Annotated in this window: 16 protein-coding genes; 7 read left to right on the forward strand and 9 right to left on the reverse strand. The window is 59.1% G+C overall.

Translation table 11 applies throughout. The features are described 5' to 3' along the window. The first annotated feature begins 240 nt into the window (after positions 1 to 240). From DLM_RS22470 to DLM_RS22490, 5 genes are all read left to right on the forward strand, one after another. Entirely contained in the window at positions 241 to 1,143 is a 903-nt protein-coding gene (locus DLM_RS22470; RefSeq protein ID WP_089083853.1) for an ABC transporter ATP-binding protein, read from the forward strand. Beyond that, positions 1,143 to 1,898 (forward strand): ABC transporter permease, encoded by a 756-nt coding sequence (locus DLM_RS22475; RefSeq protein ID WP_089083852.1) that lies wholly within the window; start codon positions 1,143 to 1,145, stop codon positions 1,896 to 1,898. The genes DLM_RS22470 and DLM_RS22475 overlap by 1 nt, the downstream gene beginning before the upstream one ends. Positions 1,899 to 1,920: 22 nt before the next feature. Beyond that, entirely contained in the window at positions 1,921 to 2,169 is a 249-nt protein-coding gene (locus tag DLM_RS22480) for a BolA family protein (protein WP_089083851.1), read from the forward strand. Positions 2,170 to 2,176: 7 nt separating this feature from the next. After that, a complete protein-coding gene (murA, locus tag DLM_RS22485; RefSeq protein ID WP_089083850.1) occupies positions 2,177 to 3,430 on the forward strand; it encodes a UDP-N-acetylglucosamine 1-carboxyvinyltransferase in 1,254 nt (417 codons plus the stop codon). 241 nt (positions 3,431 to 3,671) lie between these two features. Then, positions 3,672 to 5,654: a methyl-accepting chemotaxis protein gene (locus DLM_RS22490; RefSeq protein WP_167467193.1), complete on the forward strand. Its 1,983-nt coding sequence runs from the start codon at positions 3,672 to 3,674 to the stop codon at positions 5,652 to 5,654. Positions 5,655 to 5,711: 57 nt separating this feature from the next. Here the strand turns inward: DLM_RS22490 and DLM_RS23475 are convergent, their stop codons facing one another. From DLM_RS23475 to dapC, 9 genes are all read right to left on the reverse strand, one after another. Further along, positions 5,712 to 5,873: a hypothetical protein gene (locus DLM_RS23475; RefSeq protein WP_167467194.1), complete on the reverse strand. Its 162-nt coding sequence runs from the start codon at positions 5,871 to 5,873 to the stop codon at positions 5,712 to 5,714. 130 nt (positions 5,874 to 6,003) lie between these two features. Then, a complete protein-coding gene (locus DLM_RS22495; RefSeq protein WP_089083848.1) occupies positions 6,004 to 6,855 on the reverse strand; it encodes a VacJ family lipoprotein in 852 nt (283 codons plus the stop codon). A gap of 3 nt (positions 6,856 to 6,858) precedes the next feature. Continuing rightward, positions 6,859 to 7,152 (reverse strand): STAS domain-containing protein, encoded by a 294-nt coding sequence (locus DLM_RS22500; RefSeq protein ID WP_167467195.1) that lies wholly within the window; start codon positions 7,150 to 7,152, stop codon positions 6,859 to 6,861. Positions 7,153 to 7,167: 15 nt separating this feature from the next. Further along, positions 7,168 to 7,779: an MlaC/ttg2D family ABC transporter substrate-binding protein gene (locus tag DLM_RS22505; protein WP_089083846.1), complete on the reverse strand. Its 612-nt coding sequence runs from the start codon at positions 7,777 to 7,779 to the stop codon at positions 7,168 to 7,170. A 41-nt stretch (positions 7,780 to 7,820) separates the two neighbouring features. Further along, the gene (gene mlaD / locus DLM_RS22510) at positions 7,821 to 8,306 is read right to left on the reverse strand and encodes an outer membrane lipid asymmetry maintenance protein MlaD (protein ID WP_089083845.1); all 486 of its coding nucleotides are present in this window, start codon (positions 8,304 to 8,306) and stop codon (positions 7,821 to 7,823) included. A gap of 10 nt (positions 8,307 to 8,316) precedes the next feature. Beyond that, entirely contained in the window at positions 8,317 to 9,102 is a 786-nt protein-coding gene (mlaE, locus tag DLM_RS22515) for a lipid asymmetry maintenance ABC transporter permease subunit MlaE (protein ID WP_089083844.1), read from the reverse strand. Then, positions 9,095 to 9,913, reverse strand: a complete 819-nt coding sequence (locus tag DLM_RS22520) for an ABC transporter ATP-binding protein (RefSeq protein WP_089083843.1) — start codon at positions 9,911 to 9,913, stop codon at positions 9,095 to 9,097. Before DLM_RS22520 ends, mlaE begins: the two co-directional genes overlap by 8 nt. 344 nt (positions 9,914 to 10,257) lie before the next feature. Beyond that, on the reverse strand, positions 10,258 to 11,079 hold the full coding sequence (dapD, locus tag DLM_RS22525; protein WP_089083842.1) for a 2,3,4,5-tetrahydropyridine-2,6-dicarboxylate N-succinyltransferase: 822 nt from the start codon (positions 11,077 to 11,079) through the stop codon (positions 10,258 to 10,260). A 55-nt stretch (positions 11,080 to 11,134) separates the two neighbouring features. Next, positions 11,135 to 12,325: a succinyldiaminopimelate transaminase gene (dapC, locus tag DLM_RS22530; RefSeq protein ID WP_089083841.1), complete on the reverse strand. Its 1,191-nt coding sequence runs from the start codon at positions 12,323 to 12,325 to the stop codon at positions 11,135 to 11,137. A 104-nt stretch (positions 12,326 to 12,429) separates the two neighbouring features. Between dapC and DLM_RS22535 the strand changes: the two genes are divergently transcribed. Further along, positions 12,430 to 13,332 (forward strand): DMT family transporter, encoded by a 903-nt coding sequence (locus tag DLM_RS22535; protein WP_089083840.1) that lies wholly within the window; start codon positions 12,430 to 12,432, stop codon positions 13,330 to 13,332. Next, positions 13,329 to 13,910, forward strand: a complete 582-nt coding sequence (locus DLM_RS22540) for a GNAT family N-acetyltransferase (RefSeq protein WP_231959941.1) — start codon at positions 13,329 to 13,331, stop codon at positions 13,908 to 13,910. Before DLM_RS22535 ends, DLM_RS22540 begins: the two co-directional genes overlap by 4 nt. The last annotated feature ends 1 nt before the right edge of the window (position 13,911 follow it).

Raw genomic sequence — 13,911 nt, forward strand, 5'->3', positions numbered from 1 at the left:
GCCTTGTCATTTTTGTGCTTTAAAAACAACAGTCGATAGTCAAGCATTTGTCATTGAATGGTGATTGCTGTTGCCTGCAGTGCCTGTACTAGGCGCAGCGAGATGGCGCTGGCGCCCTGTGTTGGCCGCTGGTGCCTAAATTGAAGCGATGCTGCTAGATCGCATCCCGGCGCAACAATTCCCTTGCCCGCTTGGGCGGCGGTATAATCGCACTCTTTTTCCCATGCATTTGATAAGCACATGCCCTCGGCGATCGAAATAAAAGCGGTGAGTAAGCGCTATGGCAGTTTGCAGGCCTTGGACGATGTCAGCATTAGTGTTGAGCCGGGTGAATTCTTTGCCCTGCTTGGTCCCAATGGGGCGGGCAAGACGACATTGATTTCTGCCATGGCGGGCTTGTCGCGTCCTGACAGTGGCAGCATCCGTATCATGGGACATGATGTGGTGCGCGATTTTCGTGCCGCCCGCATGAGTCTTGGGGTGGTGCCGCAGGAGTTGGTATTTGACCCCTTTCTGTCGGTGCGGGAAACCTTGCGCTTTCAGTCCGGCTACTTTGGCCTGACGCGTAACGATGACTGGATTGATGAGTTGCTGTTCAAGCTTGGCCTGGCCGACAAGGCCAATGCCAATCTGCGTGCCTTGTCTGGCGGGATGAAGCGCCGGGTGATGGTGGCACAGGCCTTGGTGCATCGTCCGCCGGTAATGGTGCTGGATGAGCCAACGGCCGGTGTGGATGTCGAGCTGCGCCAGAGCTTGTGGTCCTTCGTCAAGGAGTTGAACGAGGCGGGGCATACTATCGTGTTGACCACACACTATCTGGAAGAAGCGGAAACGCTGTGCAATCGCATTGCCATGCTCAAGCGCGGCAAGCTCGTTGCGCTGGAAAACAAGGATAAGCTGCTGCAGCACGGTAAGGAGCGCGATATTGCGTTCAAGCTGGCTGGACCGCTGCCAGAGAGTCTGGCTGCCCGCAAGGTGAGAGAAGAGGATGGCCGCGTGGTATTGCGGCTGGCTGAGATAGGGCAACTGGAAGCTGTGTTGGCAACCTTGCGTGAGGCTGGCGTACCGGTGCGGGAGCTGAATGTGGTCGAGGTGGATCTGGAGAGTGTGTTTGTGAACATGATGCATGGAGGACATGCCTGATGCAGGGCTTCCTGACCTTGTTTCGCAAGGAGCTGGTACGCTTCTGGAAGGTGGCTTTCCAGACCGTTGCCGCGCCGGTATTGACGGCACTGATGTACCAGCTGATTTTCTCCCATGTGATGTCGCGCCATGTTGAGGCGTATCCAGGTGTCAGCTATACCGCTTTTCTGATTCCGGGCCTGGCGATGATGTCGATGGCACAGAATGCCTTTGCCAATAGTTCTTCCAGCCTGATTCAGTCCAAGATTACCGGCAATATCGTGTTCTTGCTGTTGCCACCGCTGACCGCGCTGGAGTTTTTTGCCGCGTATATGCTGGCTGCGATTGTGCGCGGCCTGGCGGTGGGGGCCGGGGTGTTGCTGGTGACGGCCTGGTTTGGCCTGCCGCTGCCAAGCCACCCCTTGTGGGTGGTGTTGTTTGGCATTCTGGGCTGTGGGGTGCTGGGTACGCTGGGGGTGATTGCCGGCATCTGGGCAGAAAAATTCGATCAACTGGCTGCTTTCCAGAACTTTTTGATCATGCCGCTGACTTTCCTCTCTGGCGTGTTCTATTCGATTAACAGCCTGCCGCCATTCTGGTATGCCGTGTCGCATGGCAACCCGGTGTTTTTCATGATTGATGGTTTTCGTTATGGCTTTTTCGGCCAGGCCGACGTCAGCCCATGGCTGTCGCTAGGCGTGGTCGGAGGCAGTTTTATTTTGCTTTCCGGGCTGGCTTTGTGGCTGATCAAGTCGGGCTACAAGCTGCGCCATTAGGATCCCTTTTCAGGATGTACACATGATTTCTGCCGAACAGGTCAAACAATACATTGCTGCTGGTCTGCAGTGCTCCCACCTCGAAGTGGAGGGCGATGGCCATCATTTTTACGCCACCGTGGTGTCGCCGGATTTTGCCGGCAAGCGCTTGATCGACCGTCACCGTCTGGTGAAGGAAGTGATTGCCACCCGTCTGGCCAGCAACGAAATCCACGCCCTTTCCATTGTCAAGGCCGCGACGCCGGACGAATGGGAAAAACTCCAAGGCTGATGCTGATATGGATAAATTGAGAATCTGCGGCAATGGTCCGCTAAATGGCGAAATCCGCGTATCCGGTGCCAAGAACGCGGCGCTGCCGATTCTGTGTACCAGCTTGCTGACTGCGGACACTATGCGCTTTACCAACGTGCCCATGTTGCGCGATATCTCCACCACCCAAAAGCTGCTGCAAGGCATGGGGGTAAGGGTGATGACCGACAATGTACACGAAATGGAAATCACCGCAGACCACCTGGATAGCCTGGTGGCACCGTATGATCTGGTGAAGACCATGCGCGCCTCCATCCTGGTGCTGGGCCCCACCCTGGCGCGTTTTGGCGAGGCGACCGTGTCCTTGCCCGGTGGCTGTGCCATTGGCAGCCGTCCAGTGGATCAGCACATCAAGGGGCTGGTGGCCATGGGGGCTGAGGTGGTCATCGAGCACGGTTATGTAAAGGCCAAAGCCAAACGCCTGCGTGGCGCGCATATCGTGATGGATGTGGTGACCGTTGGTGGTACCGAAAACCTGTTGATGGCAGCCGCGCTGGCCGATGGCACCACTATTCTGGAAAACGCCGCCCGTGAGCCGGAGGTGACTGATCTGGCCAACTGCCTGGTGGCCATGGGGGCGCGTATCAGCGGCATCGGTACCAACCGCCTGGTAATTGAAGGGGTGGACAAGCTGCATGGTTGTGAATACTCCATCATGCCTGACCGTATTGAAGCCGGTACTTTCCTGGTTGCTGCCGCCATGACGCAAGGGCATCTGATTCTGCGCAATGCGGCACCGCGCAGCATGGAGGCCGTGCTGGACAAGCTGGTGGAAGCCGGTGCGGTTGTCGAAGCGGGGGATGACTGGATTTCGCTGGACATGAAGCGCCGTCCCAAGGCCATCAGTTTCCGCACCCTGCCTTATCCGGCTTTCCCCACTGATATGCAGGCACAGCTGATGACGCTCAACTGCATTGCCGAGGGGGCCGGTGTAGTGACGGAAACCATCTTTGAAAACCGGTTCATGCATGTGCCGGAACTCAATCGCATGGGTGCGCGTATCGAGGTGGAAGGTAATACTGCTATGGTGCATGGCGTGGAGAAACTGTCGGGTGCCACCGTGATGGCAACCGATCTGCGCGCTTCTGCCAGCCTGGTGCTGGCGGGGCTGGTTGCACAAGGTGAAACCATTGTCGATCGCATCTATCACCTTGACCGTGGCTACGAATACATTGAGAAAAAACTGGGTGCGGTAGGCGCCCATATCGAGCGTATCAGCTGATTCCACTGGTGCCACACATGGTTGTGGCGATGTGTTTGACCAAATAAGGCATCAATTCTGGCTAAAATCAGCTTGATGCCTTTTTATTTGATCAAATTGATGGATTCCTGACACAATGCTGCAGCCGCAATGTCACATTGCCGGCCAAAGGGGAAGTAAACCGGCTGCCACTGCGCGCCCGGGGCTGCCAAGGCAGAGTCCCTGTCGACATCACAATAATCGAGCGGCAGATGGAGTTCACATGTTCACAACCATTAGAAACAAGATACTGGCCGGGAGTGGCCTGCTGATACTGGCGGGCTTTGCCTTGCTGATCGGGCTGAACGCCTATTCCCATTATCAGCAGGCACGTGAGCAGGTGCGCGACAATGCGCGCCTGTTGTCTGCACGGGAGGCTGGCAATGTCCAGCGGCTGTTGGAGTCTTCCTATCACACAGTGGAAACCCTGGCGGAAGCCGCGCTGGCGGTACGGCGGCGGCAGGCGGTGGATGGCCGGCAACTGGTTTCGGAAATGACGCGCGCGCAGTTACCGCATAACCCGGATGCGGTCGGTTACTGGGTGATTTGGGACCCGGATGCTTTTGATGGCCAGGACAAGAAGCTGGCCGGAACCCCCTTTAATGACAAGAATGGCCGTAGCGGGGTTTATTGGTTTAGCAAGGCAGGCAAGACCGATGTGGTGTGGGGGGGCGAAGGCGTGGATGGCAATGATTACTACGCCTTGCCAAAGACCTCGGGCAAGCCGGTATTGACCGAGCCCTATGTGGATGACGATATCAAGATACTGATGGGCACCCTGGCCATTCCCTTGCAGCAGGATGGCAAGGTGCTGGGCGTGGCGGGTGTCGACCTGGCGCTGGGTCATCTGCGCGAGCTGGCGGCCAGCGTGAAGCCCTACGGCAGTGGTGCCATGCGGCTGTATTCCAACAAGGGGATGCTGCTGGCCGGGCCGGAGCAGGGGCTGATCGGCAAGGCTGATCCAGCGCTGCCGCCTGAGGTACGGCAAGCCATCACCAGCGGCAGGCCTGCCGAATACTCTTCAGCGGACGGGCAGTGGCACTTCATCCTGCCGGTGCAGGTAGCCGGCGTTGCCCAGCCGTGGGCTGTTGGCATCAGCATTCCTCCCGCTGCAGCCTTGGCCCCGGTGTGGGCTGCCGTGTGGCAGTCTGTTGCGCTCAGCGCAGTGGTGTTGCTGGCTATTGTGCTGCTGTTGGGATTGACGCTTTCTTACCTGCTACGCCCGCTGGGACGTTTGCAAAAGGCCATGAGCGCTCTGGCAGGAGGCGGGGGAGATCTGACACGCCAACTGGAAATTGCCAGCGATGATGAAATTGGTGTGGCCGCCAGTGCCTTCAACCGCTTTACCGGCGCACTGCGCAACATGATGCTGGAGGTGCGCAGTCATGCAGCCGGGGTATCCGGCTCGGTACGTATCATGTCGCAAGATATCGGTCAGATACGGGATAGTTCATCCAGCCAGTCCGAGGCCGCCAATGCCACGGCGGCAAGCATTGAGCAATTGTCGGTTAGCATCAGCCTGATTGCCGATGCCAGCAAGTCCGCCGAGCAACTGGCGCAAGAGGCTGGCGGCATGTCAGCACAGGTGGCAGACACTGTGCATGCCACCGCGCGCGAAATCGGCGGGATTGCTGATACCGTCCGCGGCCTGGCCGGGCTGATGGCCGGGCTGCAACAGCGTTCTGGCGAGATCAGCAGCATTGTCAACGTGATACGGGATATTGCGGATCAGACCAATCTGCTGGCCCTGAACGCCGCCATCGAGGCCGCGCGCGCCGGTGAGCAAGGCCGTGGCTTTGCCGTGGTTGCCGATGAGGTGCGCAAGCTGGCCGAACGGACGGCGCAGGCCACGCTGGAGATTGGCGGCATGATCCAGCGGATACAGCAGGATACCCGGCAGGCTGCCGGCAGCATGGAAGGGGCGCTGACCCAGGTGGAAGGTGGCGTGCGGCAGGCGGAAATGGCTGCCACCTCCATCTCACGCATTACAGACAACAGCCAGCGAGTGGTACGGACGGTGGGAGACATTGCAATAGCCACCGCCGAGCAGTCCAGTGCCAGTCAGGAAATTGCCCAGCATATTGAAAGCATCCATAACATGCTGCAGCAGTCCGATGCCTCGGTGCGGCAAGCCTACCAGGCGATCGAAACCCTGCACCTGCTTGGTGACGAATTGGAGGGGCTGCTGGCGCGTTTTCGCCTGTAATCCGGTTATTGGCGATGTGAAAAAAGCGGCCAGGGCCGCTTTTTTGATAGACGCGATTCAGTGCAGTACCTGGATGCTTTCTTGCGGGTGATCGACACTGTAGGCGGCAATGGCTTCTTCCAGTAGCTCTGGTGTCAGGTATTGGCCATTGGATACTGCATGGCGCAGGCAGAGCGTGAGATATTCCAGGACTGGCTGGGGGATGAGGCGTTGTTCCATGATCTGCTCCATATAAATTATTAAGTTTATTCTAATATTAATGCTAAGCAGGCATTTGTGGCAGATCAACTGTGCCGCAGGAGAATGAAAAAAGCAGCCTGACGGCTGCTTTTTTTGTCCGGATGGCGGGCTATTGCGCTGCGGAAGCCGCTGCATGGGCCGCCGCAGAGGCTTCCGGATGGCTGCTGTCCGGCTGGGCGGGTGCCGCTTCTGCTGCGGGTGCCGAGGCAGAGGCAGGAGCGGTGGCGCCAACCAGATCATCGATGTTGACATCATCGCCCTGGGTGGGATTGGGTTGTCCCAGTTGCTTGGCCCGCAGTTGCAGGTAGCCATCCCGCATATAGGTGTAGGGGTCGATGGCGGCCGTTGCCAGACTGTCGTCCAGATCCAGATAACGGGCGCGGGTATTGACCCCGTAGACGCCGTAGAAGGCAATCGCCTCGTTACTGTTGTGATAGACCAGATGCTCAGGGCCATGGATACCCAGTGATACGCCCAGTCCCAGGCCGTCACGCACCGTGCTGGGGCCGAAGAATGGCAATACCAGGTAATTACTGCTCTTCCAGCCCCAGTGAGCAAAGGTGTCGCCCAGAGAGGTTTTGTTGTTCTTCAGCCCCGCCGGGGTGGCAATGTCGATCAGCCCGAACAAGCCGAAGGTGCTGTTGAGCGCAACCCGCATGATGTCGTTGAGTGCTTTTTCCGGTTCGGCTTGTAGCAGGTTGTTGGCCGCGCTGTATACATCCTTGAAGTTGTCAAAGAAGTTGCCCACGGCAGTGCGGAACGGCGCTGGCGTGATGGTGTGATAGCCTTGTGCTGCCGGCTTGATCACCCAGCGGTCTGCCTTGTCATTGAAGGCAAACATCGAGCGGTTGAACGATTCGTACGGGTCGAGCGCGGAGCTCGGCGGCGTGTTGGCGCAGCCAGCCAGCAGCAAGCTGGTTGCCACCAGGCCAGCGCGCAGAGTAAGTCGCGTGCCAGTCATGATTCAGTCTCCTTGCGGGCTGGCAAGCAGCGCACGCAGTGCATACAGCTCAACAAGATCGGATAGCCGGGCTGGCCAGTTCTGCAATAGCAGTTGCTGGCCAGCCTGTTCCGCGGCGCGGCGGCAGGCCAGCAGCAGGGCAACCGCCGAGGAGTCCGCCTCGGTGACACCGGATAGGTCCAGTTGCAGCGGCGCGCGCGCAGCACGGGCTGTCAGCGGGGCCAGCAGCTTGCCGCTGCTGTGCATGTCCAGCTTGCCGCTCAGGCGGCCCTGTCCGGCAGCGGTTTCCTCAAACATGGCCATCCCCCTTGCTTACTTGCCAGCCGGCAGGGCGGCGTTCTTGTCCTGCAGCATCTTGATCAGGCCATCAACACCACTCTTGTTGATTTCCTGATTGAACTGATTGCGGTAGACGGTGACCAGGCTGGCACCTTCCACGCTGACGTTGAATACTTTCCAGCCTTGCGCTGTCTTGTACAGGGTGTAGTCGACGGCAACCGGGCCCTTGTCATTGCCCGGCAGGCTGACCGAGGACTTGACCGTGGCTTCGCGGCCGCTGTTGCCCATGGTGGCATTGGGCTGGATGTCGATCTGTGCGTTCTTGAAGCGCGTCATGGTGGTGGAGTAGGTGCGGACCAGCAGGTTCTGGAATTGCTGGGTCAGGGCGCCTTGCTGGGCAGGCGTGGCCTGACGCCAGCCCAGGCCGACGGCCAGTGCGGTCATACGCTGGAAGTCGAACTGCGGCACAGCAACGGCTTCCACCTGCTGACGGATCTGCTTGGTGTTCTTGCCGTTTTCCTGTTTCAGGATATCCATCACCTGGCGCGAGGTTTCACGAACCTGCTCCACCGGATTGTCGCTGGCGGCCAGCACCTGGGTGCTCAGACCCAGCAGGACGAGGAAGGATGCAATGAATTTTTTCATGGTAGTTGTCATTCTTGATGAGTTGTGCACAAGGACCGTCATTATTGCGCTGCGGAAGCGCTGCTCTTGTTGTTGCCGCCGCTGAAGCTGGTCATGAACTTGCCGATCAACTGCTCCAGCACCAGGGCCGAGGAGGTCAGCGTAATGTGCTCACCCGGTTTCAGTTCATCCGGATCACCGCCTTGCAGCAGGCCGATGTACTGTTCGCCCAGCAGGCCGGCGGTAAGGATTTCCGCGCTGGCATCACGACTGAAGGTGTACTGTTTCTCCAGATTCAGGGTGACGCGGGCGCGGTAGGTCTTGGTGTCCAGTGTAATGGCTGCCACGCGGCCCACCACCACGCCGGCTTCCTTGATCGGTGCCTTTACCTTCAGGCCGCCGATATTGTCGAAGTCAGCATACAGGGTGTAGGTCTGATCGGCGCTTTGCGGCGTGAGATTGGCCACTTTCAGCGACAGGAATACGACGGCAGCAATGCCGATTGCCACGAACAGGCCAACCCACAAATCAATAGTAGAGCGTTTCATTCCCTATTTCCTAGAACATGAAGGCGGTGAGGACGAAGTCCACCGCCAGGATAACCAAGGCCGAGGTCACCACCGTGCGGGTAGTGGCGGCAGATACGCCAGCCGCGGTCGGCGTGGCATCGTAACCTTCGAATACGGCGATCAGGGTGACGACAATGCCGAAGCACAGGCTCTTGATCAGGCCGTTGACCACGTCGTAGTGCAGGTCGACATTGTTCTGCATCTGCGACCAGAAGGTGCCGGAATCCAAACCTATCATCACCACGCCAATCAGATAGCCGCCAAAGATGCCCATTACATTGAACATGGCAGCCAGGATGGGCATGGAGATGACGCCGGCCCAGAAGCGTGGTGCTACCACGCGGGCGATGGGGTTGACCGCCATCACGCTCATGGCATCCAGTTGTTCGGTGGCTTTCATCAGGCCGATTTCGGCGGTCATGGCACTGCCGGCACGGCTGGAGAACAGCAAGGCAGCCAGAACCGGGCCCAGTTCGCGCAGCAGGGACAGCGCCACCAGCGCGCCCAGTGCATCGGCCGAACCAAAGCGCGACAGGGTGTTGTAGCCCTGCAGGCCCAGCACCATGCCGACAAACAGGCCGGATACCACCACGATGATCACCGACATCACGCCGGCGAAGTAGATTTCGCGGATGGTGAGGTTAAAACGCAGCAGGCTCTGGCCGGAATAGCGCAGTATGGCCAGCAGGAAGCGCGAGATGAAGCCCAGCCGCCAGATGGCGTTGATGGTGCTGTGGCCCAGTCGGCGCAGCGGCGACAGCAGCAATTCAGTCATGCTGGCTTCCTTTCAGACCCAGGTCCTGCTGCAGCGTGCTGCTGGCAGGGTAGGCAAAGTGGACCGGACCATCGGCCTCTCCCCACATGAACTGGTGTACCCAGGGCGACGGGGAGGCGCGGATTTCTTCCGGCGTGCCGTCGGCGACAATTTCACCATTGGAGACAAAGTAGACGTAGTCGACGATGTCCAGCGATTTGTGTACATCGTGGGTCACCATGATGGAGGTGGTGCCCAGCGCATCGTTGAGTTTCTTGATCAGGTGGGCAATCACGCCCAGCGAGATCGGATCCAGGCCGGTGAACGGCTCATCGTACAGCATCAGTTGCGGATCAAGTGCAATGGCGCGGGCCAGTGCCACCCGGCGTGCCATGCCGCCAGACAGTTCTGCCGGCATCAGTCCCTGCGTGCCGCGCAGCCCCACGGCGGAAAGTTTCATGATTACCAGGTCATGAATCATGCTTTCCGGCAGGCGGGTGTGCTCACGGATGGGGAAGGCGACATTATCTTCTACCGACAGGTCGGTAAACAGCGCGCCAAACTGGAACAGCATGCCCATGCGGCGGCGATGCTCGAACAGCTCGGCATGGTTCATGCCGGCTAGATCGCGCCCATCAACCAGCACCTGTCCGGAAACGGGGCGAATCTGGCCGGAAATCAGGCGCAGCATTGTGGTTTTGCCACTGCCGCTGCCCCCCATGATGGCGACCAGCTTGCCACGCGGAATGGCGAGGCTGATGTTGTTCAGGATGGGACGTTCGCCGTAGGCGAAGCTGACATTCCTGAATTCGATGAAATGGTCTGAAGACACGGATTTTCCGGATAAAAAACGCGGTTGAAGTTCCTGCCCGAAGTGGGTGTGGAACAGCTGGATTTTATAGAGTTGTGTGCTACTCGCCAAATATTCAAGGTTTCGGCATGTAACGATGGTGCCTGCCACTGCCGTGGTATGGCAAGTTTTGCTGCGACTAGTTTTTAAACAAGTTTGAAGCTGTGCTAAAAAATTGCTGGCGCTATTATTTCATTGGCATGAAGGGGCGGCAAGCCAGCCATTGTCACCGCTGGTGTTGGTACGGTGATTGTGCAAGCAAAAGACCCGGCCAGGCCGGGTCCCTGACGCGGCAGGTCGACGATGGGCGACCCGCCACTGCCTGTTTACACGCCGCGCAGCAGGTCGTTGATGCTGGTCTTGCTGCGGGTTTGTGCATCCACCTTCTTGACGATAACGGCGCAGTACAGGCTGTGGCTGCCATCCTTGGACGGCAGGTTGCCCGATACCACTACCGAGCCCGGCGGGATGCGGCCATAAGTTACTTCGCCGGTTTCGCGGTCGTAGATCTTGGTGGACTGGCCGATGTAAACACCCATGGAGATGACCGAGCCTTCGCCCACGATCACGCCTTCCACCACTTCGGAGCGCGCACCGATGAAGCAGTTGTCTTCAATGATGGTGGGGCCTGCTTGCAGCGGTTCCAGTACGCCGCCAATGCCGACGCCGCCGGACAGGTGTACGTTCTTGCCGATCTGGGCGCAGGAGCCGACGGTAGCCCAGGTGTCCACCATGGTGCCTTCATCCACATAGGCACCGATATTGACGTAGGACGGCATCAGCACGGTGTTCTTGGCAATGAAGCTGCCCTTGCGTGCCACGGCACCCGGCACCACGCGGAAGCCGGCTTCCTTGAAGTGGGCTTCGCTCCAGTCGTGGAACTTGGTGTCTACCTTGTCGAAGTAACGGCTGACGCCATCGTCCTGCACCACGTTGTCGCGAATGCGGAAAGACAGCAGCACGGCTTTTTTCACCCACTGGTTGACCACCCAGTCGCCGTCCACTTTTTCGGCCACGCGCAGGCGGCCATTATCCAACTCGTCGATAACCTGGCTGATGGCAGCCTTCAGTTCGACCGAAACGGTGGCGGGGGTGATGTCGGCGCGCTTTTCGAACGCCTCTTCGATCAATGCTTGGATCGGATGCATGTGATGGAGTCCTTTGGCAAGGTGAATGGAAACAGTCATAGCTGGTGGATGTCGTTTATATGGTTGTTGTCTTGACGAAACGCACGATGCGTTCGGCGGCAGCCTGACATTCTGCCAGTGTCGCGACCAGAGCGATACGGATATAGCCGCTGCCCGGGTTTACACCGTGGGCGGTGCGGGCCAGGAAGGAGCCCGGCAGCACGGTAATGTGCTCCTGCTCGAACAGGGCGCGGGCAAAGGCGGTGTCATCGCCACCGGGTACTTTGGCCCACAGGTAGAAGCTGGCATCCGGCAGGCTGACCTCCAGTACCTCGGCCAGCAGCGGGGTGACGGCCTGGAACTTGGCAATATACGCGGCGCGGTTTGCTTCGACATGCGCTTCATCGTTCCAGGCTGCCACGCTGGCCGCCTGGATGGTGGGGCTCATCGCACCGCCCTGATAGGTGCGGTACAGCATGAACTTGGCCAGCAGGGCCGCGTCGCCGGCAACAAAGCCGGAACGCATGCCCGGTGCATTGGAGCGCTTGGACAGGCTGGTGAACATCACCAGTCGCTCAAAACCGCGGCCCAGCTTGCTGGCGGCTTCCAGCCCGCCCAGCGGCGGCTGGCCGAAGTGGATTTCCGAATAGCACTCGTCGCTGGCAATCACAAAGCCGTAGCGGTCGGACAGGGCGAACAGGTTTTTCCAGTCGTCCAGCGACATCACGGCTCCGGTGGGATTGCCCGGACTGCAGACGAAGACCAACTGGGTGCGTGCCCATACGCTTTCCGGCACGCTGGCCCAGTCTGGCTGAAAACCTGTGCTGGCGGTGCAGTTGACATAAAAGGGTTCCGCCCCTGCCAGCAGTGCCGCGCCTTCGTAAATCTGGTAAAACGGATTGGGTGAAATCACCACTGGTTTTTCAGCCTGCTGGCTGTTGACCACTGTCTGCACAAAAGCGAACAGGGCTTCGCGACTGCCATTGACCGGCAGGATTTCCTTTTCGGCATCCAGCTCCAGGCCGTAGCGGCGTTGCATCCAGTTGGCACACGACTGGCGCAGCTCCACGCTGCCCAGCGTGGCCGGGTAAACCGACAGGCCGCCCAGCGATGCGACCAGCGCTTGCTTGATGACTTCTGGTGTCGGATGTTTGGGTTCGCCGATGGACAGGTTGATATGCGGCTTGTCAGCCGGGACCGCACCAGCCATCAGCTGACGCAAACGCTGGAAGGGATAGGGTTGCAGGCTGTCCAGGTGGGGATTCACGCTTGGTTCTCTCTATGCTGTGGGAGCAGCTTGGTCATGCCAGCTGCTTCTGGTTTGGCCTTGCCATGGCAAAGCCGCAGAATCGCTCATCTTAAGAAATCGTGATGCCTCTTGTAAAACAAAAGCTTCTGGCCATCGTCGCCATTCTAAGCACTGCACTGGTGTGGGGCCTGATGTGGTACCCGTTTCGTGCGCTGAATGAGCGGGGTGTCAGCATTGCGCAAACCTCGCTGCTGGTATACCTGATTGCCGCCATACTGGGCATTGCCCTGTTTTTCGATGTGTATCGCCGCCAGTTACGCTGGCAGCCGGTATTACCGCTGCTGGCCCTGCTGTTTGGCTGGTGTAATTTCAGTTACACCTGGGCGGTATCGGAAGGCATGGTGATGCGGGTGCTGCTGCTGTTCTCCCTGTCGCCCTTGTGGACGGCTTTGTTTTCCCGGCTGCTGTTGCAGGAGAAACTCAGCAGAACGGGCTGGCTGTTGGTGGGTTTGTCGCTGGCCGGCTGCCTGATCATCCTGTATCGTCCCGGCCTGCTGGACGGAGCTGCCTTGCTCAGCCAGCGTTATGAGTGGCTGGCGCTGTCCGGCGGTATCAGCTTTGCGCTGGGCAATGTGCTGAGCAAGCGGGCGCGCAACCTGCCGGTGCCGGTCAAGTCGGCCACCATCTGGGTGGGCGTTGCCCTGCTGGGCTTTATCGCCCTGGCCAGCCGCCAGCAATTGGGGGCGGTGTGGCAGACTACGCCGCAAGCGTGGCTGTTGTTGCTGTTGCTGGGGATGACCCTGCTGGCCACCAGCATTATTTCCCAGCATGGCGTCAGCCTGCTGCCTGCCAGTCAGACCATGACCTTGATGCTGCTGGAGCTGGTGTTTGCCGCCTTGTCCGCCTATTGGCTGGCCGGCGAAAGCATGAGCCTGCAGGAGTGGCTGGGCGCTGCCTTTATCGCTGCCGCCAGCCTGCTTTCCGGCAAGATGACGCAGCCGGTGGCTGCACAGGAGAAGGTATGAATATCCGGCGTATGCACGCAGAAGACTTTCCGGCTTTTTGGCCGACGTTTCACCACATCATCCAGGCGCAGGAAAGCTATGCCTTCGACCCGCAGCTGAGTGAGGCGCAAGCACGCGCGCTGTGGTGTGAGCTACCACAGGAAACCTGGCTGGCCGAGGAGGACGGCGTGCTGCTGGGCAGCTATTTCATCAAGCCCAATGCCGCCGGGCCGGGCGGTCATGTGTGCAATTGCGGCTATATGGTGGCCCCGGCGGCGCGTGGCCAGGGGGTGGCATCCGCCCTGTGTGCGCATTCGCAGCAGCGCGGTCGCGCGCTGGGTTTTCTTGCCATGCAGTTTAATGCGGTGGTGGCCAGCAATACCGTGGCGGTTGCCTTGTGGAAGAAGCTGGGCTTTGCCGAGGTAGGGCGGGTGCCGGGTGCTTACCGGCACCGCAGCCTGGGTCTGGTCGATTGCCTGATCATGCACAAATGGCTGCAAGCGTCCGAGGCCGACAAGCCGTTGACGGCATCAGCCCCGCTGATTGCCCGCAAGAACATTGAAGCCGTGGTATCCCGCAAGCGCAAAAAGAACGGATGAA

It is taken from the genome of Aquitalea magnusonii, assembly GCF_002217795.2.
Lineage (GTDB): Bacteria > Pseudomonadota > Gammaproteobacteria > Burkholderiales > Chromobacteriaceae > Aquitalea > Aquitalea magnusonii_B.